Consider the following 14,613-nt stretch of genomic DNA (forward strand, 5'->3'; position numbering starts at 1 on the left):
TCTTGCTGCTTCGGTCTCGTGCGATGTCCGATCTCAACAGCCTTCCGCCGACACTCACATCCTCGCTCAACGATGCGCGCAACGATACGGGGCGCGTGGCGTTCTGCGGGCCTTATGTGCTGTCGGCGATCACGGGCTATCCGATCAGCAAGGTCGAGATGGCTGTGAATGCCTATCGAAAGCTTCCGGCGGATCTGCAGTATCGCGTCAAGGGCACCTATGCCGACGAAGTGGAAGGCGCGCTCGCCGTCTACGGCTTTCAGATGGTGCTCAAAGAAACCTACATGCATCTGGAGCGCAAGAAGCGCCCCACCGTGTGGACGTGGATGCAGAAGCCGCGCAACGCCTGGGCGCACTACATCCTGGCGATCCACAAAGGCAAGGAAGGCCACTGGATCCTGATCAAGGGCGTGAAGATGTGCGACACCTTCACTGAAGGGCGCTGGACTTTCGTGGTGGATGGCCCGCACAGGGGCGCTCGCATCATGGAAGTGTTCGAGGTGCGAAAGTCTCTCGAGCTGTAACGCCGGGGACAGCCGGCTCTCTGCCGTTCCTGCTCCTACTCGGGGTCGAGGGATCGCATGAATGGGCTGGCAGCATGACGCCGGAACTGAGGCACATCGTCGATGACGCGTACCGCGTGTTCAGCGGCTACGAGCTGCAGCGGACGCTCACCGTATGCCACTGCAATTGCTGCATGACGGAGGAGACGGAGCGCGAGCTGATCCGCACGCCCTTGCGCAAGATCTCGTCTCATCTTCTGGCCGAATACACCAACTCCGCCCACGACTGGGACGACGGTCCGGTGGCGTGCCAGATGCGCTATTTTCTTCCCCGCTACTTCGAGCTTCTCGCTGAGGACGACCCTCCTGACAGCATGGGCGTGGACATCTGCCTGCGCCGTATGGGGAACGCTGGGTGGCGTGCGAAATGGCCGAGCGAAGAAGTGGATCTCATCGACGCCTTCTTCGATGCCCTGATGGTCGCGAGCCTTTCGCGCCTCGATCTTTCGCTCTGGCCGGCCGGCTGGCGGCTCTCTTTCGATCTCACCGACGTGCTCACGCTGGTCGTAACGGCCGCCGGAGATCTCGGCCGTGTGCTTGCCGTATGGGACAAAGCGGAAAGTCCGGGCGCCGCGGTCCATATGGCGGCATTGCGCGACCGCCTGCTGGTATCCGGCGGGCGGACCTATCTGCATTCCGCCTATCTCGAGAGAAGCCACGACCGGGAGGCCGACATGATCGGCGCCTTCCTCACGCGACCCGAAGTGAACCAGCGGATCGAGGTTGCGTTTTTCGAAATCGAAGACCCACGCCTGCAGAAGATCCTCTCCGACGGTATGCTAAGCTGACACCCCTCCGGCCATGGAGCGATACGCGATGACCCTTTCCCTGCGACACCATCTGATCGGCCTTGCATCCCTTGTCCTCTGTGCCGTCGTCACCACGAGCGCGGCCCTGGCTGGCGGAAGCGATCCGCAGGTGGTCCTGGACGAGATCTACGGGCAGGTCGCGGAAATGTGTGGCGGAGACGGACAAGGCGCGGCTTACGATTTCGAGGCCATCGCGAACACCTACTTCACACCAGGACTTGCGAAGAAGGTCTCGAAGGCCGCCGAAAACGGTGATCTCGACTTCGACGTGCTGGTGGACGGGCAGGACTGCAAGGTCAGCGACCTGCAGCTTGCGATCGTCGACGGGGCAGCAAATAGCGCGACCGGGCGGGCGACGTTCAAGAACTTCGACGAGCCGAGAACGGTCGATCTGAAAATGGTGAAATCCGGAAGCTCTTGGCAGGTCGCCGACATCGTCTATGGACATCGTGCCTTCTCGCTGAAGGCGGCGTTCTAGCCTGCTCTGGCCGGCTAGTCACGCGGCGCCTGCGGCCGTCTCCCTGTAGACGCTCGGCGCGACGCCTGCCCATCGGCGGAATGCGCGCGTGAAGTGCGCCGCATCCGCATAGCCCAATCGGAATGCGATCTCCGTGACCGGCAGGATATCCTCGGCAAGCAGTGTCCTCGCATGCCGGAACAACGTCTCCTCGACAAGGCCGTTGAAGGTCTTGCCGTGGGCATTCAAGTGGCGCTGCAGGGTGCGGCGCGTCGTGCCGAGCTTTGCGGCGACCCAATCGATACGCGGATAGCCTTCGTGCAGTGCAAGCTCCGTTACGGCCGCGAGCGCGGCAAGCGTATCGCCGTTCTCCGGCACCGGCGGCTCGTGGGCCGCATTTTCCGGCGTGGATCCGGGCACGGGACGGAATGCTCCCCGGTCGAGCAACGCCGCGTCGAACACGATCGACGACATGGCGTGGCCATTCGAGACGTTGGTGCCGAAAATGCGCTCGAGCTCTCCGCGCGGCTCGCCCGACGGCAGCGCCGTCATCACGACGTCCGGGCGCCATTTGCTGCCGGCATACACACGGACTAGGTCCATCATGTATCCGACGCCAAGCAGCTCGTTGTGATGGCGCCCGTCAGTCTCGGGCTCGACAAACTCGATAGACCAGCGGATGGCGCCTGCCTCACGCGCCACATGAAGGTTCGTCGAGGTCTGCAGCATGGTCGCGAGCCCCGCCTCCGCGCGCTTCATGGCGTTGCGCAACGTATCCGCGGAACAGACCCAGGCACCGTAAGCGCTGAGCCCGGGACTACTCACGGCTTGGCCCAGGCGCGCGCCGAAATAGGCGTCGCCCGTTTCGCGCGCGGATCGCTCAAGCAGCCGGAACTGCTCCCGCAGCGGCACGATGATCTCGGGTTGCTCCAGAAGCGCGAACGGCAGGTCGACATCCCGGAGCACGCGGGCGATGGATCCGCCGTGCCGTTCCATGAACTCTGAGATCGGCCCCAGGGAGCTGGCCCGGGTGACACCGGAAATTCGGGCGGCCATGGCTCTCGCGATGCTCTGGCGTTACGTGACTGTGGCACAAAATGGCAAGCGGCCTACCACGGAACAAGTCACGTTGGCGTTATGGAGATCACTCCTCTGCGGAGCGGGTAGACGCCCGGCCGCAGCCAATAATGGATACATTTTAGAGGAACCCGATGAGCACGCTTCCCTTCGACACCCGCAACATCCGCTGGAACACCATCGACGGCTTCGACCACGTTGCCTTTCATGTCTGCGCTGTCGACGAGGACAAGCGGATCGTCGACATCCTGTTCAAGTTCGACGCGCACGCGAAAATCGTGCGGCACCGGCATCGCGCGGACTACATCACGCTCGTGCTCCAGGGGGAGCTGCGCATCTATCGCGCCAACGGCGAGCTAAAAGAGGTTCGGCCGGTCGGCAGCTACGTGACCGGAAAGGCGGATGGCGAGCCGCATACGGAGGGCGGCGGAGACCAGGACGTCATCGTCTTCTTCAGCAACCGAAACGTCGACAACGTCGTCTACGAAATCCTGGACGAGAGCCTCAATATCGTGACCACGTTCGGCGTGGCGGAGTTCAAGGCGCTTTTCGATCAGCAGACGCCTCAGCCTTCGACGCTGGTCGCCTAGCGCACCTTGGCTCTTTGCAGAGGCAGCGGTGCGGGATGCGGCGGGCATGTCCGGATCCCGGCCTCCGCAGGGATGACGGGAATGTGTGGAGACCGAAGGCCTGCAAACTGACGTTACTCCGGCGAAGGCCCGCGCCAGATACGTCACCGCTTCGGAGCCGTCCCTGCCACGCGCTGTTCGTCGTGGCCTCTCGCTTCTTCGTCAGCGCAAAAGAAACGGCCCCGCGCATTGCACGGGGCCGTTCGAATTTCTTGGTTACAGGCGCCGGCTTACGCGTTTGCTTCTTCGGCCTTCTGGGCCTCGTGGCGGGCCTTGTCCTCGGCGCCCTTCACCGACTCGTCGCGATCGACCAGCTCGATGACGGCGCGCGGCGCGCTATCGCCGTAGCGGAAGCCGGCCTTCAGAACGCGCGAGTATCCGCCGGCACGATCCTTGTAGCGCGGGCCGAGCACGTCGAAGAGCTTCTTCACCTGATCCTCGTCGCGCAGGCGGGCTGCGGCGAGACGGCGGGAGTTGAGGTCTCCGCGCTTGGCGAGCGTGATGTACTTGTCGATCACGCGCTTCAGGTCCTTGGCCTTCGGCAGCGTGGTGACGATCTGCTCGTGCTTGATGAGCGCGGCCGCCATGTTCGAGAACATGGCCTGGCGGTGCGCGCTCTGACGGCCGAAACGGCGGCCCAGCTTCTTGTGTCGCATCGTCTATCTCTCTTTTCGCTATGGTTGTTACGGGGAGGTTCTTTGGCCTCACCTCGTTCGTGGGCTTAAGGCAGCGGATTTTGGTTCCGCTGCCCTTCACCAAATCAGTACTGATCCTCGAAGCGCTTGGCGAGCTCTTCGATGTTGTCCGGCGGCCAGTTCGGCACTTCCATGCCGAGGTGCAGGCCCATGCCGGCCAGGACTTCCTTGATCTCGTTGAGCGACTTGCGGCCGAAGTTCGGCGTGCGCAGCATCTCGGCTTCCGTCTTCTGGATGAGGTCGCCGATGTAGACGATGTTGTCGTTCTTGAGGCAGTTCGCCGAGCGAACCGAAAGCTCGAGCTCGTCCACCTTCTTGAGGAGAGCGGCGTTGAAGGCGAGCTCCGGATGGCGGCTCTCCTCGACGGCCTTCTTCGGCTCCTCGAAGTTAATGAAGACAGCGAGCTGGTCCTGCAGGATGCGGGCGGCGAGTGCCACGGCATCCTCGGCCTTGACCGAGCCATCGGTCTCGATGGTCATCGTCAGCTTGTCATAATCGAGGATCTGGCCCTCGCGGGTGTTCTCGACCTTGTAGGAGACCTTCGTCACCGGCGTGTAGAGGCTGTCGACCGGGATCAGACCGATCGGTGCGTCGTCCGGGCGATTACGCTCGGCCGGCACGTAGCCCTTGCCCATGTCGGCGGTGAACTCCATGCGGATCTGCGCGCCCTGGTCGAGATGGCAGATCACGTGCTCGGGGTTCAGGATGTCGACGTCAGAGCCGGTCTCGATGTCACCAGCCTTCACGGGGCCGGGACCTTCCTTCTTCAACACCATGCGCTTCACGCCTTCCGAATGGATGCGGAGCGCAATTTCCTTGATGTTGAGGATGATGTTAGTCACGTCCTCGCGCACGCCGGGGATCGACGAGAACTCGTGCAGCACGCCGTCGATCTGCACGGTCTTGATGGCCGCGCCCTGGAGCGAGGAGAGCAGCACGCGACGGAGCGCGTTGCCGAGCGTCATGCCGAATCCGCGCTCGAGCGGCTCGGCGACGATGGTCGCGGTGCGGGTGCGATCGCGGCCCGGAGTGATCTCGAGCTTCGACGGCTTGATCAGGTCTTGCCAGTTCTTTTGCAGTACGTTCGTCACGGGGGGTCCTCGTAGCGGTTCTGGGCGCCGCCTCGCCGGAGGGCGGCACGCTTCCAACAGAGGATGAGTCCGGGGCCGGGGACGGGAGCGTGGCGCCGCTATTCCACCCGTCGAAGTGTCCCGGACTCGCTTGCCTTACTTAAACGCGGCGACGCTTACGCGGCCGGCATCCGTTGTGCGGGATCGGCGTCACGTCGCGAATAGAGGTGATCTGGAAACCAACAGACTGGAGAGCGCGGAGCGCCGACTCACGGCCGGAGCCAGGACCGCAAACCTCGACCTCGAGCACCTTCATGCCGTGCTCCATGGCCTTCTTGCCGGCGTCCTCGGCGGCCATCTGAGCGGCGAAGGGGGTCGACTTGCGCGAGCCCTTGAAGCCCATGGTGCCCGACGACGACCAGGCCAGCGTGTTGCCCTGGGCATCGGTGATGGTGATCATGGTGTTGTTGAACGAAGCGTTCACGTGGGCGACGCCGGACGTGATGTTCTTCTTCTCGCGGCGGCGGACTTTCGTACGCCCCTGTGCCTCTTTCGCCATGTGATCGAACTCCTCATGCCCGGCGGCCGGGCCAAATCAAAAGCTGTCCGCGACAGCCGGAACGTGGGACGGCCGGCTGAGCCGGCCGCAGAAACGGATAAGACGCTTAGGCCTTCTTCTTACCGGCGATCGGCTTGGCCGGGCCCTTGCGGGTGCGCGCATTGGTGTGCGTGCGCTGGCCGCGAACGGGGAGGCCCTTGCGGTGACGCAGGCCGCGGTAGCAGCCCAGGTCCATCAAGCGCTTGATATTCATCGCAACTTCACGACGGAGGTCACCCTCTACGACGTAATCGCGGTCGATGGTCTCGCGAATCTGGAGAACCTCAGCGTCGGTGAGCTGGTTCACCCGGCGATCGGCAGGGATGCCGACGCGCTTGCAGATTTCGTCTGCGAACTTGGGCCCGATCCCATGGATGTACTGAAGCGCAATCAGAACGCGCTTCTGCGTCGGGATATTCACACCAGCTATACGAGCCACGTCCGTCTCCTGGAGGCTTCTTCATCGACCGCAAAGAGCGGCGATATCCATCTGTTATTCAACGAAAAAACACGGACCGAACTGACCCGGGCGAAGATCGCCACACGGACCAATCCTTCCGTTTCATCGTCCTGAAAGCGCGGTGTTGTAGCTTGGTCATAATACTTCGTCAACCTGCGCCTTGATCTTGTGACATCTTTTCCCGGCCGCCACCGCGCTTCCGTGAAGCGCGCCGGCCTCCGGGCCGTTACTCAACCGTTAACTCAAGCTCCGCCCGTGAGCTCGTCGATCTTCCGCGCGACCTCCGGAATGGGGGCCATGCCGTCGATGGTCTTCAACTTGCCTTGGGCGAAATAGTAACCAATCAAGGGGGACGTCTCCCGGTAGTAAGCCATGAGACGGGTCTTGAGGGCTTCTGCGTTGTCGTCGGCACGAACAGTGCCGCCGGCTGCAACCGTTTCACGCGCGCGGTTCTCGATACGGGCGAGCAGCGCGTTGTCGTCAACCTTGAGCTCGATCACCGCGTCCAGGATGGTGCCCTTGGAATCGAGGAGCTCGTCGAGGGCTGCCGCCTGCTTCAAGGTGCGCGGAAAGCCGTCGAGGATAAAACCGTTTGCGCAGTCGGGCTGCTCGATACGCTCGGCGATGATACCGATCACGATCTCGTCCGACACCAGGCCGCCACTCTTCATGATGGCCTCGGCCTTACGGCCGATCTCGGTGCCGGCTTTCACCGCCGCGCGCAGCATGTCTCCCGTGGAGAGCTGCACAAGACCTCGCCGCTTGGCGAGGGATTCGGCCTGCGTGCCTTTTCCTGCGCCCGGTGGTCCCAGAAGTATCAGCTTCATCTCCGCCCCCGCCCCGTCGCGCCCCTGAGCTTCGCCTTCTTGATCAGGCCTTCATACTGGTGAGCCAGCAGATGGCTTTGAATCTGGGCCACGGTATCCATGGTCACGCTGACTGCGATCAGAAGCGAGGTGCCGCCGAAGTAGAAGGGCACGGCCGCGTAGGAGGTGAGGATCTCAGGCATGACGCACACGGCCGCCAGATAGATCGCACCGACCACCGTGATACGGGTCAGAACGTAGTCGATATACTCGGCCGTCTTCTCGCCAGGGCGGATGCCGGGCAGGAACCCGCCATGCTTGCGCAGGTTGTCGGCTGTGTCCTTCGGGTTGAAGACGACGGCGGTGTAGAAGAAGGCGAAGAAGATGATCAGCGAGATGTAGACCGCCAGATAGAGCGGCTGGCCGTGGCCGAGGGAGGCAACGATTCCCTGCAGCCACTCGGGACCGCCACCCTGGGTCGACGAGAACTGCGCGACCGTGATCGGCAGTAGCAGCAGCGACGAGGCGAAGATCGGCGGAATGACGCCCGCGGAGTTGAGCTTCAACGGCAGATGCGAGGCATCGCCCTGGAACATGCGGTTGCCGACCTGTCGTTTCGGATACTGGATCAGCAGGCGGCGCTGCGCGCGCTCGATGAACACGATGGCGGCGACGACGGCCAGCATGAGAACGAGGAGCGCGAGAAGCAGGAACGTCGAGAGAGCGCCGGTGCGGGCCATCTCGAAGAGACCCACGAGGGCAGAGGGAAGACCGGCGACGATACCGGCGAAGATGATGAGCGAGATGCCGTTGCCGACGCCGCGCTGCGTGATCTGCTCGCCGAGCCACATCAGGAACATGGTGCCGCCGACCAGCGTGATCACGGTCGTCAGACGGAAGAACCAGCCGGGATCGCCCACGACGGCGCCGGCTTCGGAACGCGAGCCCTCGAGGCCGATGGCGATGCCATATGCCTGGAAGGCTGCGAGCACGAGCGTGAGATAGCGGGTGTACTGGTTGATCTGCTTGCGGCCCGACTCGCCTTCCTTCTTCAGCGCCTCAAGCTTCGGAGACAGCGAGGTCATGAGCTGAATGATGATCGAGGCGGAGATGTAGGGCATGATGTTCAAGGCGAAGATCGCCATACGCTCGACGGCGCCGCCAGCGAACACGTTGAACATGCCGAGAATACCGGACGACTGCGATTTGAACGCGGCCGCGAATGCACCGGCATCGACGCCGGGAATCGGAATGAAGGTGCCGAGACGATAGATGATCAGCGCGCCCAGCGTGAACCAGATGCGGTTCTTCAAATCCTGGGCCTTGGCGAAGGCGCCCAGGTTGAGGTTCGAGGCAAGCTGCTCGGCAGCGGATACCATTGTCGTTCTCTCCCGGCTGCGTAAGCCTTAGAGTCTGGCTCTCGTCCGCGACGCGTACGCGTCCGCCTCACGAACGATCAGGGTCTCGAGCGTACCGCCTTCAAAAAGCGGGGCGATAACATCCCCCTGCTTCCTGGCCTGCCGTGCTTCCTGTCGGAAAACCGCTCTAACACTTTTCCGGAAGCACTCTAGCGGCGATCGCGCTCTCGATCAAAGGTCGTGAACCGTGATCAGCGCGACCTCAAGTGGCCTCATCCGATCATGGCTTCGGCCGCTCCTCCCCTGGAACGGCCTTTACTTGGTGTCACGGTCGCGACTTGACGAGCCCCCTCGGGATCGGCACGCGGCAAAGAGGCCTTCCGGCCGGCTCGCGTCATCCGCGCGCCGGTAAAGGCCTCTCCGAAGCAGCCTATTCCTCGGACTTCTCGCCAGCGGGCTTCTTGGCGGAGCCCGCCTTCTTCGCCGCCGACTTCTTGCGCTTGTCCTCGTCGGCCGCCAGCACCTTCTTCTCGATCAGGCTGACGGAGCCGCCGGCCTTCTCGATGGCGGCCTTGGCCGTTGCGGACGCGTGGTTGACCGTCAGCGCGAGCTTGGCCTTGATCTCACCCGTGCCGAGCAGGCGCAGACCGTCCTTGGGACGGCGGAGAATGCCGGCGTCGACGAGCGCGGTAACGTCCACCGACTGGCCAGCCTTGAGCTTGCCCTCGTCGACGGCCTTCTGCAGCGTGCCGACGTTGATCTCGTTCCACGACTTGCGGTCGAACTTGTTGAAGCCGCGCTTGGGCAGGCGGCGATGGAGCGGCATCTGGCCGCCTTCGAAGCCACCGATCGCGACGCCGGTACGAGCCGTCTGGCCCTTGCCACCGCGACCACCGGTCTTGCCAACGCCCGAGCCAATGCCGCGGCCGATACGCACGCGGAATTTACGTGCGCCGGGATTATCCTTGATGTCGTTGAGCCGCATGGGACCCCGAGCTCCTTATTCGTCTTTGACTGGAGACTTCATCGCCGGGCCTCGAGCGGCACCGGCAGTTTCGTCTCAGGCCTGGCCCTTCTCGTCGACGATGCGGACGAGATGGGGGATAGAGTTGACCATACCGCGAACAGCCGGCGTGTCCTCGAGAACGCGGCGGCGATGCAGCTTGTTGAGACCGAGACCGATCAGGGTCTTGGTCTGGACTTCGGGCCGACGGTTCGGGCTCGCAATCTGCTCGACCGTGATCGTCTTCTTGGCTGCCATTTCTCGTTACCTTCTCGAATTATGTCCGGCGGACCAGCGAGCGGCGTGCTGCGATCGGATGGCCGGTTGCCTTCCGATCCGCACGTCATCCGTCACTTAGGCCTCGGCGGCGACGTCGGCAGCCGAGCCATCGCGGCGACGCGCGACGATCTCAGACACCTTCTTGTTGCGGCGTGCGGCGACGGAGCGGGGGTTCTCCTGCTCCTTCAGCGCATCGAACGTGGCGCGCACGACGTTGTAGGGGTTCGTGGAGCCCAGCGACTTGGCGACGACGTCATGGACGCCGAGCATCTCGAACACGGCGCGCATTGCGCCGCCTGCGATGATGCCAGTACCTGCCGGAGCCGAACGGAGCACCACCTTGCCCGAGCCGTGGCGGCCTTCGCTGTCGTGGTGCAGCGTACGGGCGTCGCGCAGCGGAACGCGAACCAGGTTGCGGCGTGCGCTCTCGGTTGCCTTGCGGATCGCCTCCGGCACCTCGCGAGCCTTGCCGTGGCCGAAGCCAACGCGGCCCTTGAGGTCGCCGACGACGACGAGCGCTGCGAAGCCGAAGCGCTTACCGCCCTTAACGACCTTGGCGACGCGGTTGATGTGGACCAGCTTGTCCGAGAACTCGCTCTCGCGCTCCTCGCGCTCACGCTCCCGGCCGCGGTCTCTCGATGATGGACGTGCCACTGTCAAATTCCTTTCATCAGAAGCTGAGACCGCCCTCGCGGGCAGCATCTGCGAGCGCCTTGACACGCCCGTGATAAATGTAGCCGCCGCGATCGAACACGACGTCCTTCACGCCGGCCTTGACCGCGCGCTCGGCGACGAGCTTGCCGATCGCTGCTGCCGCAGCCTTGTCGGCGCCGGTCTTGAGAGACGTGCGCAGATCCTTCTCGAGGCTCGAGGCGGAGGCAATCGTCTTGCCGGCCGCGTCGTCGATGATCTGGGCGTAGATGTGCTTCGAAGAGCGGTGAATGGAGAGACGCGGACGACCCGAAGCGCGGGCCTTCAACGTCCGGCGCACGCGCGCGCGGCGCTTTTCGAACTGCTGGTTTGCATTGGCCATGACGTTGGTCCTACTTCTTCTTGCCTTCCTTGCGGAAGACGTGCTCGCCCTTGAAGCGCACGCCCTTGCCCTGGTAGGGCTCCGGCTTGCGCGAGGCGCGGATTTCTGCGGCGACCTGACCGACGAGCTGCTTGTCGATGCCGGAGACCGTCACGACCTCCTGCTTCGCGCCGCCCACCTTGACCTCGACGCCGGCGGGGATCGTGTGAACGACGTCGTGGCTGAAGCCAACCGACAGCGTCAACTGATCCTTGCCCTTGAGAGCCGCCTTGAAGCCCACGCCGTGGATCTCGAGCGTGTGCGTGTAGCCCTCGGTGACGCCGACGATGAGGTTCTGCACCATCGAACGCGACATGCCCCACATGGAGCGTGCCTTCTTGGTGTCCTCGACGAGGCTGAGCTCGATGCCGTCTTCGGTCTTCTCGACCTTGAGCTCCTCAGGCAGCGTGAACGAAAGCTCGCCCTTGGCGCCCTTCATCTTGACGGTCTGGCCGGACACCGTCGCCGTCACTGCGGCAGGAACGGGAACCGGCTTTTTTCCGATGCGTGACATGGTCGCTTTCCTCAAGCTCCCGGCCGGAGCCGGGACCTTTCGTTAGAATACGTTGCAGATGATCTCGCCGCCGACGTTCTCTTCCTTGGCGCGCGCGTCCGACATCACGCCCTTGGGCGTGGACAGGATGGCGACGCCGAGACCGTTGGCAACGCTCTTCAGATCGCGAACCGGCGAGTACACGCGCCGGCCGGGGGTCGATACGCGGCTGATCTCCTTGATCGCCGGCTGACCGTTGAAATACTTCAGCTCGATCTCGAACTCGGGCAGGCTGCCCTTCTGCTCGACGCGCGTGTAGCCGCGGATGTAGCCTTCCTCGACGAGAACGTCGAGCACGCGGGCGCGCATGTTCGAAGCGGGCGTCGAGACCTTCGGACGGCGACGGAGCTGCGCATTGCGGATGCGTGTCAGCATATCGCCGATGGGATCATTCACTGCCATTGCCTATGCCCTCCTTACCAGCTCGACTTGACCATGCCGGGGATGAGGCCCTGCGAGGCCAGTTCCCGGAGCTGGTTGCGGCACATCTTCAGCTTGCGATAGTAGCCACGGGCGCGGCCCGTGATCTCGCAGCGGTTGCGGATGCGCACGGTGGAGCCGTTGCGGGGCATTTCCGCGAGCTTCAGGCGGGCGGCAAAGCGCTCCTCGGCCGGGCGCTTGAGGTCGTCGGCAATCGCCTTGAGGCGCTTGCGCTTGGCAGCATGCTGCGCAGCAAGCTTCCGGCGGCGGTTGTTCTTTTCTACTGAGCTCGTCTTAGCCATTCATTGTCCTCCAAAGGCCTTTCGGGTCCCGATCTGGGTGGCCGAGGTCCTCTAGCTACGGAAAGGGAAGTTGAAAGCGCGAAGCAGCTCGCGCGCCTCGTCGTCGGTGTTGGCAGAGGTCACGACGATCACGTCGAGACCCCAAACCTGATCGACCTTGTCGTAGTCGATCTCGGGGAACACGATGTGCTCCTTGAGACCGCAGGCAAAGTTGCCACGGCCGTCGAAGCTCTTCGGGTTCAGGCCGCGGAAGTCCTTCACGCGCGGAAGCGCGATCGTGACGAAGCGGTCCAGGAACTCGTACATGCGGTCGCCGCGGAGCGTCACCTTGGCGCCGAGCGTCATGCCCTCGCGAACCTTGAAGGTCGCGATGGACTTCGTCGACTTGGTGAGCAGCGGCTTCTGGCCGGCGATGAGCGCGAGATCGCCAGCGGCACTGTCGACCTTCTTGCGGTCAACCGTAGCCTCGCCAACGCCCATATTCAGCACGATCTTCTCGATGCGCGGAATCTGCATCGGGTTCGCGTAGGCGAACTTGTCCTTGAGCTGGCCGCGGACGACCTTCTCGTAGTGCGTCTTGAGGCGCGGCTTGTAGTCAGCCGGACGCGGCTTCCACTCACGCGGCGCGGCATCGGCCTTCGACGCCTTCGCGCCCTTGGCTTCCTTACCCGGCTTGCCGGCGGGGGGACCGCCCGCCTTTGCCGCCTTCACGGGTTTCTCTTTCTCGGCCATGGCTTAGTTCTTCTCCGGAATGATCTCGCCCGAGCGCTTGGCGAAGCGGACCTTCTTGCCGTCCTCGAGGGTGCGGAATCCGACGCGGGTCGGCTTGCCGTCCTTCGGGTCCTCGAGGGCGAGGTTGGAAATCTGGATCGCCGCCTCTTTCGAGATGATGCCGCCCTCCTGGGAAGCAGTCTGGCGCTGGTGGCGGCGCACGACGTTGATGCCACGGACGAGCGCGCGGTTCTCCTTCGGACGAACCTCGATCACTTCGCCGCGCTTGCCTTTGTCGCGACCGGTCAAGACGACTACGCTGTCGCCCTTCTTGATCTTAAGAGACGCCATTAGAGGACCTCCGGAGCGAGCGAGACGATCTTCATGTGGTTCTTGGCGCGAAGCTCGCGCGTCACGGGTCCGAAAATACGCGTGCCGACGGGCTCGCCCTGGTTGTTGATCAACACGGCGGCGTTGCGGTCAAAGCGGATCAGCGAGCCATCCGGGCGGCGAACGCCCTTGGCCACACGCACGATCACGGCCTTCATGACCTGACCCTTCTTGACGCGGCCCTTCGGGATCGCCTCCTTGACGGACACGACGATGGTGTCGCCGATGGTGGCGTACTTGCGCTTGGATCCGCCCAGCACCTTGATGCACTGGACGCGACGCGCTCCCGAATTGTCAGCGACGTCGAGATTTGTCTCCATCTGGATCATCGCATCGTCTCTCTTCCTGCCGCCTCGCGCGGCTTCAAATCGTGTTTCGTCCCGGTGCCGGTTCCGCCGTGCGGCCTAGCACCACTCAAAATTCAAGCCTTCTCGAGCACGACCCAACGCTTCAGCTTCGAGATCGGCGCGGACTCCTGGATTTCCACCCGGTCGCCCGTCTTGAAGACGTTCTTCTCGTCGTGAGCGTGGTACTTCTTCGTGCGGCGCACCGTCTTCTTCAGAAGCGGATGCGTGTAACGACGCTCCACCTCGACGACAATGGTCTTGTCGTTCTTGTTCGAGACAACCACACCCTGCAGGACGCGCTTCGGCATCGCTCTATCTCCTTACGCGCCAGTCTTCGATTTGGTGGACGCCTTCGCGGAGGAACCACCCCGCTTCTGGCCGGCGAGCGTCAGCACCCGCGCGATATCCCGGCGAACCTGGCGCACGCGCGAGGTGTTCTCAAGCTGGCCGGACGCCTTCTGGAAGCGCAGGTTGAACTGCTCCTTCTTGAGCTTGGCCAACTGATCGTCGAGCTGATCGAGCGACATGCTCCTCAAATCACCCGCTTTCATCGTCGTAATCCTTATCCTCTGCGCAGCCTGGCTTAGCCGATGCGCGTCACAATGCGTGTCTTGATGCCGAGCTTGGCCGCGCCGAGCAGAAGTGCCTCGCGCGCGATCTGATCGGGAACGCCGTCCAGCTCGAACATGATGCGGCCCGGCTTGACGCGCGAGACCCACAGCTCGATGCCGCCCTTGCCCGAGCCCATGCGGACTTCGGCGGGCTTCTTCGTCACCGGCACATCCGGGAAGATGCGGATCCACACACGGCCAGCGCGCTTCATGTGGCGCGTGATGGCACGGCGTGCTGCCTCGATCTGGCGCGCGGTGACGCGCTCGGGCTCGACGGCCTTGAGGCCATGCGATCCGAAGTTCAGTGTCGTGCCGCCCTTCGCAGTGCCGTGGATACGACCCTTGAACTGCTTGCGGAACTTGGTCTTCTTAGGTTGCAGCATGGTCCTGCTCCATCAGCCCT

At 63.4% G+C, this 14,613-nt stretch carries 24 protein-coding genes; 4 read left to right on the top strand and 20 right to left on the bottom strand.

The genetic code is table 11. The features are described 5' to 3' along the window. Positions 1 to 23 precede the first annotated feature (23 nt). The 3 genes from F812_RS0117765 to F812_RS0117775 all read left to right on the top strand — a co-directional run bounded on the left by F812_RS0117765 (position 24) and on the right by F812_RS0117775 (position 1,850). On the top strand, positions 24 to 524 hold the full coding sequence (locus tag F812_RS0117765) for a hypothetical protein (RefSeq protein ID WP_020087339.1): 501 nt from the start codon (positions 24 to 26) through the stop codon (positions 522 to 524). 74 nt (positions 525 to 598) lie between these two features. After that, positions 599 to 1,351 carry a hypothetical protein gene (locus F812_RS0117770; RefSeq protein ID WP_020087340.1) on the top strand — a complete coding sequence of 251 codons (753 nt, stop codon included), beginning with the start codon at positions 599 to 601 and terminating at the stop codon, positions 1,349 to 1,351. A 28-nt stretch (positions 1,352 to 1,379) separates the two neighbouring features. Next, positions 1,380 to 1,850, top strand: a complete 471-nt coding sequence (locus tag F812_RS0117775) for a hypothetical protein (RefSeq protein WP_020087341.1) — start codon at positions 1,380 to 1,382, stop codon at positions 1,848 to 1,850. A gap of 18 nt (positions 1,851 to 1,868) precedes the next feature. On the opposite strand, the gene F812_RS0117780 is transcribed toward F812_RS0117775, so the two are convergent. Continuing rightward, positions 1,869 to 2,885: an AraC family transcriptional regulator gene (locus F812_RS0117780; protein ID WP_020087342.1), complete on the bottom strand. Its 1,017-nt coding sequence runs from the start codon at positions 2,883 to 2,885 to the stop codon at positions 1,869 to 1,871. A gap of 155 nt (positions 2,886 to 3,040) precedes the next feature. On the opposite strand from F812_RS0117780, the gene F812_RS0117785 reads away from it, so the two are divergent. After that, entirely contained in the window at positions 3,041 to 3,496 is a 456-nt protein-coding gene (locus tag F812_RS0117785) for a cupin domain-containing protein (RefSeq protein WP_020087343.1), read from the top strand. A gap of 269 nt (positions 3,497 to 3,765) precedes the next feature. On the opposite strand, the gene rplQ is transcribed toward F812_RS0117785, so the two are convergent. The 19 genes from rplQ to rplP form a co-directional block, all read right to left on the bottom strand. Further along, the gene (rplQ, locus tag F812_RS0117790; protein WP_020087344.1) at positions 3,766 to 4,191 is read right to left on the bottom strand and encodes a 50S ribosomal protein L17; all 426 of its coding nucleotides are present in this window, start codon (positions 4,189 to 4,191) and stop codon (positions 3,766 to 3,768) included. Positions 4,192 to 4,295: 104 nt separating this feature from the next. Then, positions 4,296 to 5,321: a DNA-directed RNA polymerase subunit alpha gene (locus F812_RS0117795; protein ID WP_020087345.1), complete on the bottom strand. Its 1,026-nt coding sequence runs from the start codon at positions 5,319 to 5,321 to the stop codon at positions 4,296 to 4,298. A gap of 139 nt (positions 5,322 to 5,460) precedes the next feature. After that, entirely contained in the window at positions 5,461 to 5,859 is a 399-nt protein-coding gene (gene rpsK, locus F812_RS0117800; protein ID WP_020087346.1) for a 30S ribosomal protein S11, read from the bottom strand. Between the two features lie 106 nt (positions 5,860 to 5,965). Beyond that, on the bottom strand, positions 5,966 to 6,337 hold the full coding sequence (gene rpsM, locus F812_RS0117805) for a 30S ribosomal protein S13 (protein WP_026868240.1): 372 nt from the start codon (positions 6,335 to 6,337) through the stop codon (positions 5,966 to 5,968). 263 nt (positions 6,338 to 6,600) lie between these two features. After that, on the bottom strand, positions 6,601 to 7,185 hold the full coding sequence (locus tag F812_RS0117810; protein ID WP_020087348.1) for an adenylate kinase: 585 nt from the start codon (positions 7,183 to 7,185) through the stop codon (positions 6,601 to 6,603). Further along, positions 7,182 to 8,543, bottom strand: coding sequence for a preprotein translocase subunit SecY (gene secY, locus F812_RS0117815; RefSeq protein ID WP_020087349.1), 1,362 nt, complete (start codon positions 8,541 to 8,543; stop codon positions 7,182 to 7,184). Before secY ends, F812_RS0117810 begins: the two co-directional genes overlap by 4 nt. A 409-nt stretch (positions 8,544 to 8,952) precedes the next feature. Beyond that, positions 8,953 to 9,507: a 50S ribosomal protein L15 gene (rplO, locus tag F812_RS0117820; RefSeq protein ID WP_020087350.1), complete on the bottom strand. Its 555-nt coding sequence runs from the start codon at positions 9,505 to 9,507 to the stop codon at positions 8,953 to 8,955. 75 nt (positions 9,508 to 9,582) lie between these two features. Further along, positions 9,583 to 9,783, bottom strand: a complete 201-nt coding sequence (rpmD, locus tag F812_RS0117825) for a 50S ribosomal protein L30 (RefSeq protein ID WP_020087351.1) — start codon at positions 9,781 to 9,783, stop codon at positions 9,583 to 9,585. A 96-nt stretch (positions 9,784 to 9,879) separates the two neighbouring features. Next, entirely contained in the window at positions 9,880 to 10,458 is a 579-nt protein-coding gene (gene rpsE, locus F812_RS0117830; protein WP_020087352.1) for a 30S ribosomal protein S5, read from the bottom strand. 16 nt (positions 10,459 to 10,474) lie between these two features. Continuing rightward, positions 10,475 to 10,837, bottom strand: a complete 363-nt coding sequence (gene rplR, locus F812_RS0117835) for a 50S ribosomal protein L18 (RefSeq protein WP_020087353.1) — start codon at positions 10,835 to 10,837, stop codon at positions 10,475 to 10,477. A gap of 10 nt (positions 10,838 to 10,847) precedes the next feature. After that, positions 10,848 to 11,390, bottom strand: coding sequence for a 50S ribosomal protein L6 (gene rplF, locus F812_RS0117840; RefSeq protein WP_020087354.1), 543 nt, complete (start codon positions 11,388 to 11,390; stop codon positions 10,848 to 10,850). 42 nt (positions 11,391 to 11,432) lie between these two features. Continuing rightward, positions 11,433 to 11,831 (bottom strand): 30S ribosomal protein S8, encoded by a 399-nt coding sequence (gene rpsH, locus F812_RS0117845; protein WP_020087355.1) that lies wholly within the window; start codon positions 11,829 to 11,831, stop codon positions 11,433 to 11,435. Positions 11,832 to 11,845: 14 nt separating this feature from the next. After that, positions 11,846 to 12,151: a 30S ribosomal protein S14 gene (rpsN, locus tag F812_RS0117850; protein ID WP_020087356.1), complete on the bottom strand. Its 306-nt coding sequence runs from the start codon at positions 12,149 to 12,151 to the stop codon at positions 11,846 to 11,848. A 51-nt stretch (positions 12,152 to 12,202) separates the two neighbouring features. Next, the gene (gene rplE / locus F812_RS0117855) at positions 12,203 to 12,883 is read right to left on the bottom strand and encodes a 50S ribosomal protein L5 (protein WP_020087357.1); all 681 of its coding nucleotides are present in this window, start codon (positions 12,881 to 12,883) and stop codon (positions 12,203 to 12,205) included. Positions 12,884 to 12,886: 3 nt separating this feature from the next. After that, the gene (gene rplX, locus F812_RS0117860) at positions 12,887 to 13,213 is read right to left on the bottom strand and encodes a 50S ribosomal protein L24 (RefSeq protein ID WP_020087358.1); all 327 of its coding nucleotides are present in this window, start codon (positions 13,211 to 13,213) and stop codon (positions 12,887 to 12,889) included. Beyond that, positions 13,213 to 13,581 carry a 50S ribosomal protein L14 gene (rplN, locus tag F812_RS0117865; RefSeq protein WP_020087359.1) on the bottom strand — a complete coding sequence of 123 codons (369 nt, stop codon included), beginning with the start codon at positions 13,579 to 13,581 and terminating at the stop codon, positions 13,213 to 13,215. The genes rplX and rplN overlap by 1 nt, the downstream gene beginning before the upstream one ends. A gap of 92 nt (positions 13,582 to 13,673) precedes the next feature. After that, the gene (gene rpsQ / locus F812_RS0117870) at positions 13,674 to 13,907 is read right to left on the bottom strand and encodes a 30S ribosomal protein S17 (RefSeq protein ID WP_020087360.1); all 234 of its coding nucleotides are present in this window, start codon (positions 13,905 to 13,907) and stop codon (positions 13,674 to 13,676) included. Positions 13,908 to 13,919: 12 nt separating this feature from the next. After that, positions 13,920 to 14,150 carry a 50S ribosomal protein L29 gene (rpmC, locus tag F812_RS0117875; RefSeq protein WP_026868241.1) on the bottom strand — a complete coding sequence of 77 codons (231 nt, stop codon included), beginning with the start codon at positions 14,148 to 14,150 and terminating at the stop codon, positions 13,920 to 13,922. Positions 14,151 to 14,182: 32 nt separating this feature from the next. Next, the gene (rplP, locus tag F812_RS0117880) at positions 14,183 to 14,593 is read right to left on the bottom strand and encodes a 50S ribosomal protein L16 (RefSeq protein WP_020087362.1); all 411 of its coding nucleotides are present in this window, start codon (positions 14,591 to 14,593) and stop codon (positions 14,183 to 14,185) included. Positions 14,594 to 14,613 lie beyond the last annotated feature (20 nt).

It is taken from the genome of Hyphomicrobium zavarzinii ATCC 27496 (assembly GCF_000383415.1).
Taxonomy (GTDB): Bacteria; Pseudomonadota; Alphaproteobacteria; order Rhizobiales; family Hyphomicrobiaceae; genus Hyphomicrobium_C; species Hyphomicrobium_C zavarzinii.

Bases quoted from the DNA above. Each gene is read 5' to 3' on its own strand.
- F812_RS0117765 (WP_020087339.1), top strand. From the start codon at position 24: ATGTCCGATCTCAACAGCCTTCCGCCGACACTCACATCCTCGCTCAAC.
- F812_RS0117770 (WP_020087340.1), top strand. From the start codon at position 599: ATGACGCCGGAACTGAGGCACATCGTCGATGACGCGTACCGCGTGTTC.
- F812_RS0117775 (WP_020087341.1), top strand. From the start codon at position 1,380: ATGACCCTTTCCCTGCGACACCATCTGATCGGCCTTGCATCCCTTGTC.
- F812_RS0117780 (WP_020087342.1), bottom strand. From the start codon at position 2,885: ATGGCCGCCCGAATTTCCGGTGTCACCCGGGCCAGCTCCCTGGGGCCG.
- F812_RS0117785 (WP_020087343.1), top strand. From the start codon at position 3,041: ATGAGCACGCTTCCCTTCGACACCCGCAACATCCGCTGGAACACCATC.
- rplQ (WP_020087344.1), bottom strand. From the start codon at position 4,191: ATGCGACACAAGAAGCTGGGCCGCCGTTTCGGCCGTCAGAGCGCGCAC.
- rpsK (WP_020087346.1), bottom strand. From the start codon at position 5,859: ATGGCGAAAGAGGCACAGGGGCGTACGAAAGTCCGCCGCCGCGAGAAG.
- F812_RS0117810 (WP_020087348.1), bottom strand. From the start codon at position 7,185: ATGAAGCTGATACTTCTGGGACCACCGGGCGCAGGAAAAGGCACGCAG.
- secY (WP_020087349.1), bottom strand. From the start codon at position 8,543: ATGGTATCCGCTGCCGAGCAGCTTGCCTCGAACCTCAACCTGGGCGCC.
- rplO (WP_020087350.1), bottom strand. From the start codon at position 9,507: ATGCGGCTCAACGACATCAAGGATAATCCCGGCGCACGTAAATTCCGC.
- rpmD (WP_020087351.1), bottom strand. From the start codon at position 9,783: ATGGCAGCCAAGAAGACGATCACGGTCGAGCAGATTGCGAGCCCGAAC.
- rplR (WP_020087353.1), bottom strand. From the start codon at position 10,837: ATGGCCAATGCAAACCAGCAGTTCGAAAAGCGCCGCGCGCGCGTGCGC.
- rplF (WP_020087354.1), bottom strand. From the start codon at position 11,390: ATGTCACGCATCGGAAAAAAGCCGGTTCCCGTTCCTGCCGCAGTGACG.
- rpsH (WP_020087355.1), bottom strand. From the start codon at position 11,831: ATGGCAGTGAATGATCCCATCGGCGATATGCTGACACGCATCCGCAAT.
- rpsN (WP_020087356.1), bottom strand. From the start codon at position 12,151: ATGGCTAAGACGAGCTCAGTAGAAAAGAACAACCGCCGCCGGAAGCTT.
- rplE (WP_020087357.1), bottom strand. From the start codon at position 12,883: ATGGCCGAGAAAGAGAAACCCGTGAAGGCGGCAAAGGCGGGCGGTCCC.
- rplX (WP_020087358.1), bottom strand. From the start codon at position 13,213: ATGGCGTCTCTTAAGATCAAGAAGGGCGACAGCGTAGTCGTCTTGACC.
- rplN (WP_020087359.1), bottom strand. From the start codon at position 13,581: ATGATCCAGATGGAGACAAATCTCGACGTCGCTGACAATTCGGGAGCG.
- rpsQ (WP_020087360.1), bottom strand. From the start codon at position 13,907: ATGCCGAAGCGCGTCCTGCAGGGTGTGGTTGTCTCGAACAAGAACGAC.
- rpmC (WP_026868241.1), bottom strand. From the start codon at position 14,150: ATGAAAGCGGGTGATTTGAGGAGCATGTCGCTCGATCAGCTCGACGAT.
- rplP (WP_020087362.1), bottom strand. From the start codon at position 14,593: ATGCTGCAACCTAAGAAGACCAAGTTCCGCAAGCAGTTCAAGGGTCGT.